Below are 7127 nucleotides of genomic sequence, written 5' to 3'. Positions count from 1 at the left end.
TGGGAAGGGGATGCGGATTTGAATGGTGCGAATGTGATTGCGCTTTTGGGGGCTGTCGTAAACCAGCCTAGAGGTTCGGGCTTGTTTTGTTCTCTGGTAGAGCATAACAGGCTCAGGGCTACTGAAAGCCCGCGCTACACTGCTAAGGCGGTGTAGGGTCGGGTAGTTTACAAAGTGCCAAAATCCTAAGAGCCTCAGATCGAGTGCGACCGTGTTCCTCACCTTCTCAGCAGTATGGCTAGATCCTCAGCTTCGTGGCTCAGTCGGCTCTCCTTTTTGCGAGGGCTGATCTTCATCTTGGCCGTGGTGGTTGCCCTCGTTTACTTGGGCTTCAGCCGGGAGGTTCGCCTTGGCCTTGACCTCAAGGGAGGAACCCAGCTCACGCTACAAGCTGTGCCCACCGAGGAGGTGCCTGAAATCACCCCCGAAGTGATGCAGGGGGTAGAGGCCGTCATCCAGCAGCGGATCAACGGGCTGGGGGTGGCTGAGCCTCTGGTGCAGATCAGCGGCCAAGACCGCCTGTTCGTGCAGTTGCCGGGGGTGGCGGATCCGGATCGGGCCATTGCTCTCCTTGGAGATACAGCCCAACTGGAGTTTCGCAAGGGCTTGGTTCCCGTCGGCGCGCTGCCCCGCAACGAGCGGGGAGAGATAACCGCGGGGGAGGATCCGGATACTCTGTTTGAGCGGGTCGGCCTCACCGGGGATCTGCTGCGCAATGCCTATCCCCAAGCCCCTCGCCGCGGATCCCAGAGTTGGGAGGTGCTGCTGGAGTTCAAGCCGGAGGGGGCAGAAAAATTTACTCAGCTCACCCGAGATCTGGCCGGAACAGAACGTCCATTGGGCATTTTTCTGGACGACGTGTTGATCAGTGCCCCGATCGTGGGGCCGGAGTTTGCCCGCACCGGCATCACCGGCGGGACGGCGGTGATCACGGGCAATTTTACGGTGGAAACCGCCACTGACTTGGCGGTCAAGCTCAGGGCAGGAGCGCTGCCGGTTCCCATTCAGGTGATTGAAAATCGCACTGTCGGGGCCACTTTGGGGGAAGTGAGCGTGCGCCGCAGCCTCTATGCCGGGATCGGGGGCCTGGTGCTGGTTTTCCTCTTTATGGTGGCCTACTATCGCCTGCCAGGGCTGATTGCGGACATTGCTCTGCTTATCTACGCCCTCTGTACCTTTGCTCTGTTCCAACTGCTGGGGGTCACCATGACTCTGCCGGGGATCGCCGGCTTTATCCTCAGCATCGGCATGGCGGTGGATGCCAATGTGCTGATCTTCGAGCGCATCAAAGAAGAGTTGCGGGCCGGCAAATCCATCTACAAGTCCATTTCGGAAGGGTTTAACCGCGCCTTCAGCAGCATCCTGGACAGCAATGTGACTACCCTTTTGGTCTGTGGCGTGCTTTTCTGGCTGGGGATGGGACTGGTGAAAGGGTTTGCGGTAACCCTGGGCATTGGCATTCTGGTGAGCTTCTTTACGGCCATCACCTGCACCCGTAGCCTGCTCTTGGCGGCAATGGGGATCCCCAGCTTGCGCAAACCTGAGTTTTACGGCGTTCGGATGGAGGCGGCCCAATCATGACGGCTCAAGAGCTATCCCCCGTAGATCCTGCCTCTCGGTTGCTCGACTATCGCTTCGACATTGTTGGACGGAGCAAGCTGTGGTTCAGCTTGTCCTTGGCGGTGCTGCTGGTGGGGCTGGTCAGCATGGCCTTTTCCCTGGCTTCTCTGGGAACTCCCCTGCGGCTGGGGTTGGATTTTTCCGGCGGCACCTTGCTGGATCTGAGCTTTGAGCGGCCTGTCACCACCGAGGAGCTGCGACGGGCGCTGCAGGAACACAACCTGGGCACCAGCATCATCCAGCTGGACACCCAAACGGGCCAGGAAGCCCTGATCCGCATGCCCCCCTTGACTGAGCAAGAGCGGCTGGCCGTGGAAGCCACCCTGCGGCAGGAGGTTGCCCCCTTCCAGCGCAATCTGGTCGAGACGGTTGGCCCGACGGTGGGTCGTCTGCTCCTGCGTTCCGGCATCGTGGCCGTGCTCATCTCTTTCGGGCTCATCGTGCTGTACCTGGCCCTGCGCTTCCAGTGGGATTACGCGGTGTTTGCCATTGTGGCGCTGCTGCACGATGTAGTGTTGACGATAGGGCTATTTGCCCTTTTGGGCCTGACGGTGGGTATGGAGGCGGACAGCCTGTTTGTGGTGGCGCTGCTGACCATCATCGGCTTTTCCGTCAACGACACCGTGGTCATCTACGACCGCATCCGCGAGAATCTGCGTCTGGTGAGCCGCAAGGTCAGCCTGGCCGAGGTGGTAAACCTATCTCTGAACCAGACCTTTGCCCGCTCCCTGAACACCACCCTGACGACGATGCTGCCCCTAGTTGCCATCGCCATTTTCGGGGGAGCTACCTTGAAGGGGTTTGCCATTGCCCTGCTCATTGGCTTTACTTTGGGGGTGTATTCCAGCATTTTTATCGCCAGCCCCCTGTTGGTGTGGTGGCGGCAGCAGCGCTATGGCAAAAGTAGCGAAGATGCCCGCGCAGGCAGGGATCCCGATTCACTTCCCTCTGAGGGCTAGGGCCCCGATATCGGAAAAATTGGGTCGATTGGGTGGGGATCTGTCGTTCGCGCTGAGACGGTGTCCTCTGGGTTCACCATTGCAGTCTTTGCCCATGGGAGATCAGGTAGCGCTGTAAATCGGCTATTTTGCCTTGCGGTACGATCTGAGCTGGGATCAGGCCGGGAGCTTGACTGCGCAGCCAAGCCACGGTCAGGCCTGCTGCCGAGCCGATGGTCCACTCACCGTAATGCACGCGGGTGGCGGCGTTGACAATGTGGCTGACGGCGATCCCTTTGCCGCCGATGAGCAGGTTATCCACCTTCTGCGGGATCAGGGCTTCCAAGGGAATGAGAATGGGACGGACGGAAAACTCGTTGACTGGCGCGGAGCTGGCCGAAAGAGAGGGCTCCCAGTTGCGGTAGCGACAGCCGTGGATATCGATGGCGTAGTGGGTAACCCCCACCACGGTAGGTCTGAAGTCCCGCCCCCCGGCGGTGCCGACGCGAATATCCTGCTCCAACATCAGGAACTCCGCTTGGCCGTAGGCAGATCGCCCCAGGATGCGCCGACCTTCGCGGATGTAGGGGTAGAGGCTAAGGCCAGAGCGAGTGCCCAGCAAGGACTCTTCGGCAAACACCAAGGAGAGGGGATAGCCAGAGCGGGATTGAGTTTCCATCAGCCACTCGGCAAACAGCAGGGCGTGGTTTTCTCCATCTTTGATGGCCGAGACATCCAGGCCCCCCAGCCAGTTGTGGCGCTGCCCTGAGGCCACTAGCCGCTCTTCCGTCAGGATCAGGGGCGGGTTCATGATCCCCCAGTCGTTGCCGCGGTTCCAGTTCACCAGCGTCAGGTCGCCTGGAACAGGCGTGCTGTAGAAGGGATCCCGGCGACCCTTGCTGACGATGCGGCGGTAATTGAAAAAGCTCTGGCCGCTGAAGGTGGGGAAACCCTCCATGTCGAACTCGCGGCGGTGTTCGGCGCGGGAATAGCCCGGCTGCAGTTGGGCCAGCTCTGCTCGGGAGCGACCGCCATCGTCGTGGATGGCCAGCACGAAGGGAAAGGCAAAGGCTTGAGTGCACTCCGGGTTGCTGGCGGGGGCGGCATTGGGCTCTCCGGTCACGTCTCGCCCTTCCGAACCCAGCCGATAGGGGATCCCGGCCCAGCCCACCAGCTCGCCGGTATCGGTGGCATCGATAACAAACAGGTTGCGGCCTGGTGGTGCCTGCAGCCTCAACACCCGTTTGGCAAAAACTTCCGTCTCCTGCCAGCCATACCAGCTCACCAGCTCCCGCCACAGCCGTCCCGGCGGCACAAAGTTGGGATCCCGCGGCTGCCGCTGCACAGCATAAATGCTTTCAATCCGGGATCCATCGGCGCTGAAGGTGGCCCCCTTGAAAGCCGTTTGGGTAGCCCAGCGGCTGTTGGGGGCATTTTGGGCTGCCTGTTGCAGCCAGGTTTCCACCGCCTGCAGCCCCGCCTGAGGCGGAAAACACAGCCCTCCCACCCAGCAACTGTTGATCTCGGCCACGCGGGTTCCCGGCGGGATCCCTGTCCAAGCAGGAAGATCCACCGGCTGGCTTTCGATCAAGGCCTTGAACTCCAGCCAGTGGCGGGAAAAATTGCCCCGCTGCCGCATCGGCAGCGATTCATCAATGGCCGATACCCCCTGGGAGGTAATCTGACCCCCCAGCCAAGGGGTGAGCTCGATGAGACAGGTCTGCACCCCCCCTCGCATGGCATGGCCTGCCGCTGCCACCCCTCCCAGGGATCCGCCCACCACCACCAGCTCGCACTCCCAAATCTCGTCCGGCTGCGGCAAGGGATCCAACAAGGGCCAACCGTGGGCGGTAAAACGGGGCACCTCCGGCTCGGAGACGGCAACAGGGGATCCCACCTCTGGCTGGGAGAGGGCGGCAAACCCCATCCCGGCCACAAAGCTCAGCAGCGACAGGATCCCCAGCCCCACAGTTCGCTTGGGCTCAGATCCCCGGCACGCCGCAGCCGTCTTTTTGCCAGCCATGCTCACTCACACCCCCGGCCTTTCCCCGGCAGGAGAAATCCCCTTGAGAATAGCTGAGGAAACCGACATTGAGGCCAGCCAGGATCCCTGCCACAGGGCATAATGGGCTAGCAACTTTTTAACGGCAACGGCGGGATCCCATGGGACGGGCAAAGAAGGTGGTATTGGCCTATTCAGGCGGGGTGGATACTTCCGTCTGCATTCCCTATCTCAAGCACGAGTGGGGGGTGGAATCGGTGGTGGCCCTGGCAGTCGACTTGGGGCAGGGGGCGGAGCTGGAGGCCATTCAGGCCAAAGCCCTCAGGGCGGGGGCAGAGCAATCTCTGGTGCGGGAGGCTGTCCAGGCCCTCATTACCGACTATGCCTTCCCGGCCATCCAGGCCAACGCCCTCTACGAGCAGCGCTACCCCCTTTCCACGGCCCTGGCCCGACCCCTGATTGCCAAGCTGCTGGTGGAAGTGGCGGAAGAGGTGGGCGCCGATGCGGTGGCCCACGGCTGCACCGGCAAAGGCAACGACCAGGTGCGCTTTGATCTGGCTATTGCTGCTTTAAATCCCCAGCTCAAAGTGTTGGCCCCTGCCCGCGAATGGGGGATGACCCGCGAGGAGACCATTGCCTACGGGGAGCGCTATGGGATCCCCATGCCCGTGCAGAAGTCCAGCCCCTACAGCATCGACCTCAACATTTTGGGCCGCAGCGCTGAAGCCGGCATCCTAGAAGATGCCGACCGGGAGCCGCCGGAGGAAGTGTATGCCCTCACCCGGCCTATTTCCCAGACACCCGACGAGCCCGCCTACGTGGAGATTGAGTTCGAGCAAGGGATCCCTGTCGGGCTGGATGGGCAGCGCCTTGGCCCCAAAGCCCTCTTCGAGCAGCTCAACTCCTTAGCTGGCCTGCATGGGGTGGGCCGCATTGACATGATCGAAAACCGCCTGGTGGGGATCAAGTCGCGGGAGATCTACGAGTGCCCCGCTTTAACCGTCTTGATCCAAGCCCACCGCGAGCTGGAGAGCCTCACCCTCACCCGCGATGTCATCCATTACAAGTACGGCATCGAGACCACCTACAGCCAGTTGATCTACAACGGCCTTTGGTACTCGCCGCTGCGGGAGGCTCTGGACGCCTTTATCCGCGCCACCCAGAAAAGCGTCACCGGTGTCGTGCGGATGCGGTTGCACAAGGGCCAGGCAGTCTGTGTGGGCCGTCGCTCTCCCTACTCTCTTTACAACCCAGAGCTGGCCACCTACGGGGAAGGGGATCAATTCGACCACCGCGCCGCCGAAGGCTTTATCTACATCTGGGGCCTGCCCACCCGTGTCTGGGCCCAGGTGCACCGGGGCCACGACTCCCATCCTGGCCTCAGTGGTGATTAAGCACTCCTGCGTGGTCGTTTAGAGGCTTTTGAGGTTCTCAATGGAGCAACAATGGGCTCTCTTCTCCGGATTGCCTGAGCAGATTGGTGGGCCTTTGGCTAGCCTGTCGGAGTCGAAATCAACATAGTGATTCTCAGGTTAAGGTGAGACCCCTGGGCCATTGATCGCGCCAGCGGGACGGAGTCCTTGAAAAGCCTTCTGGCCCTGTGCAGTCAACATTTTAGGTGTGGGTACAGCGGCCTAGTTTGAGTCGAAATGACCATAAACACCCTGAAAGCCTGCCGATGAACACCGACTGCCTTTGGGTTACTACAGTGGAGCACATCGTGCTGCCTATGATCAACGTTGGTTACATCCAGTTACTCCGCGAATACAAGGGCTTAAGCCAGGCCGATCTGGCTAACAAAGTTGGGCTGCCCCTGCAGGCCATTGCGGCCTGTGAGAAAGGGGAGTGCATGCCCTCCATTGGTCAGTTGGCTGCTGTTGCCCGTGCGCTGGGGGTGCCGCTTGAGGTCTTCTTCGAACAAAATGCCGCTTGTCCCCCACCGCCCGACTGTGATGGTCAGGCCAAGTCCAAGGGATCCATCCCGCCAGCGCAGACGGAACCGACTCTGTTATTTAGAGCAGATGACCCAAAAGTTCTCACCCCCGCGCTCAAAGCTCTGGTGCTTAAGCGAGCCCTAGCCTATGCCGAGATCGAGGAGGAGATTGGTGAGGTTGCTGTGTCACCGCCCCAAATGCCGGTGGAGACCTATGATCCGCATGCAGTGTAGCGCTACGCTGGGGACGTGCGAGACTTTCAAGGGGTAGAACATGCTCCTCTGGGAGATGTCATTGCCCGACTTGAGGAGCGCGGTTTGAAGATCCTCCTGACCCCCCTGCCAGCCCGTGTCAGTGGGCTCTCAGCTTACACCGAGTCGCTTGGAGCAGTTATCGTCGTCAACGACAATCACCCTGTTGAACGGCAGTTTTTCACCGCTCTACACGAGTTGGCTCACCTCATCTGCCATCGCCAGGACTTCGCGCACCCAGAAAAGGCTGTGGATGGCAAGCTGTTCGTGACAGCGGTGCGGAGCACTAGGGAGAAACTCGCCAACCATTTGGCCGGGGCAGTGCTGCTGCCGCGTGACGTCCTTGAGCGAGAACTTCAGGCATTCCGCCACCGCTGGGTTC

Annotated in this window: 6 protein-coding genes and 1 pseudogene; 6 read left to right on the top strand and 1 reads right to left on the bottom strand. The window is 60.7% G+C overall.

Annotated features, from left to right (window positions below; all coding sequences use genetic code 11):
- The 3 genes and pseudogenes from NW838_RS05300 to secF all read left to right on the top strand — a co-directional run.
- A pseudogene (locus tag NW838_RS05300) lies at nucleotides 1-156 on the top strand (RNA-guided endonuclease TnpB family protein); the annotation flags it as partial.
- A 78-nt stretch (nucleotides 157-234) separates the two neighbouring features.
- Entirely contained in the window at nucleotides 235-1581 is a 1347-nt protein-coding gene (gene secD, locus NW838_RS05295; RefSeq protein WP_414331113.1) for a protein translocase subunit SecD, read from the top strand.
- The gene (gene secF / locus NW838_RS05290) at nucleotides 1578-2579 is read left to right on the top strand and encodes a protein translocase subunit SecF (RefSeq protein ID WP_414331115.1); all 1002 of its coding nucleotides are present in this window, start codon (nucleotides 1578-1580) and stop codon (nucleotides 2577-2579) included. The genes secD and secF overlap by 4 nt, the downstream gene beginning before the upstream one ends.
- A gap of 73 nt (nucleotides 2580-2652) precedes the next feature.
- Here secF and NW838_RS05285 read toward each other — a convergent pair whose 3' ends face one another.
- Entirely contained in the window at nucleotides 2653-4581 is a 1929-nt protein-coding gene (locus tag NW838_RS05285; protein ID WP_414357749.1) for an FAD-dependent oxidoreductase, read from the bottom strand.
- 140 nt (nucleotides 4582-4721) lie between these two features.
- On the opposite strand from NW838_RS05285, the gene NW838_RS05280 reads away from it, so the two are divergent.
- The 3 genes from NW838_RS05280 to NW838_RS05270 form a co-directional block, all read left to right on the top strand.
- Nucleotides 4722-5954, top strand: coding sequence for an argininosuccinate synthase (locus NW838_RS05280; RefSeq protein WP_414357748.1), 1233 nt, complete (start codon nucleotides 4722-4724; stop codon nucleotides 5952-5954).
- Between the two features lie 335 nt (nucleotides 5955-6289).
- Complete coding sequence (locus NW838_RS05275) at nucleotides 6290-6727, top strand: helix-turn-helix transcriptional regulator (RefSeq protein WP_414427632.1); 438 nt, start codon at nucleotides 6290-6292, stop codon at nucleotides 6725-6727.
- Between the two features lie 15 nt (nucleotides 6728-6742).
- Nucleotides 6743-7127 (top strand): ImmA/IrrE family metallo-endopeptidase (locus tag NW838_RS05270; RefSeq protein WP_414427631.1); only part of this gene is annotated, 385 nt, incomplete at its 3' end.

This window comes from Synechococcus sp. R55.2, from assembly GCF_047462075.1.
In the GTDB taxonomy this organism is placed as follows: Bacteria; Cyanobacteriota; Cyanobacteriia; order Thermostichales; family Thermostichaceae; genus Thermostichus.
Note: the sequence above shows the minus strand (reverse complement) of the source record. Positions and strands in the feature narration are given on the sequence as shown.